The organism is Myxococcus sp. AB056, assembly GCF_006547365.1.
Taxonomy (GTDB): domain Bacteria; phylum Myxococcota; class Myxococcia; order Myxococcales; family Myxococcaceae; genus Myxococcus; species Myxococcus virescens.
Map to the genome: position 1 here is coordinate 1 of NZ_VHLB01000206.1, position 792 is coordinate 792.

General features: G+C 64.9%; 1 protein-coding gene. It reads left to right on the top strand.

All coding sequences use genetic code 11. From position 1 onward, the window contains the following. Positions 1-792: AMP-binding protein (locus FMP39_RS37145; RefSeq protein WP_141594705.1), on the top strand; the 792-nt coding region annotated here is incomplete at both ends.

The window sequence follows — 792 nt, forward strand, 5'->3', positions numbered from 1 at the left end:
GGCCAGAGGTGCGGGTGGGGTTGTGCGTTGAGCGCTCGCTGGAGCTGGTGGTGAGCGTGCTGGGCATCCTGAAGGCGGGAGGCGTTTACGTGCCGTTGGATGCCAGCTATCCGCTGGAGCGCCTGGCATGGATGAAGCAGGAAGCAGGCGTCACGCTGCTGGTGGGGCAGCAGAAGCTGCTCGAGTCCATGGGGCTCGATGACACCGAGTCCAGGGTGTGCGTGGACACGGAGTGGGACACGCAGATTGCCCACCATCCCGTGAGCATTTCGAGCGCCAACGTGGGCGGTGGAAACCTGGCGTACGTGATGTTCACGTCGGGAAGTACCGGTAATCCGAAGGGTGTGGGCGTGCCGCACCGCGCGGTGTCTCGATTGGTGCTGGGAACGGACTTCGCGCACTTCGGGCCCGAGGAAGTGTGGCTGCAACTGGCACCGATTTCCTTCGACGCATCGACGCTGGAGGTATGGGGCGCACTGCTGCACGGCGCGAAGTTGGTGGTGTACCCGGCTGGGACACCGTCGCTGGAGGAGTTGGGCCGGAAGCTGGAGTCGTCAGGCGTGACGTCACTGTGGCTGACAGCGGCGCTCTTCGAGCAAATGCAGGCGCGGCAGCCGCAGGCCTTGGCCAAGGTGAAGCAGGTGCTCGCTGGAGGAGACATTCTGCCGGTGTCCCGCGTGAAGGAGCGGCTGGCCGCAGGCGGTGTGCTCGTCAATGGGTATGGCCCGACGGAGAATACGACGTTCTCCAGCACGTACCGGATGGAGAGGCCGGAGGAAGTAGGTGCCTCGG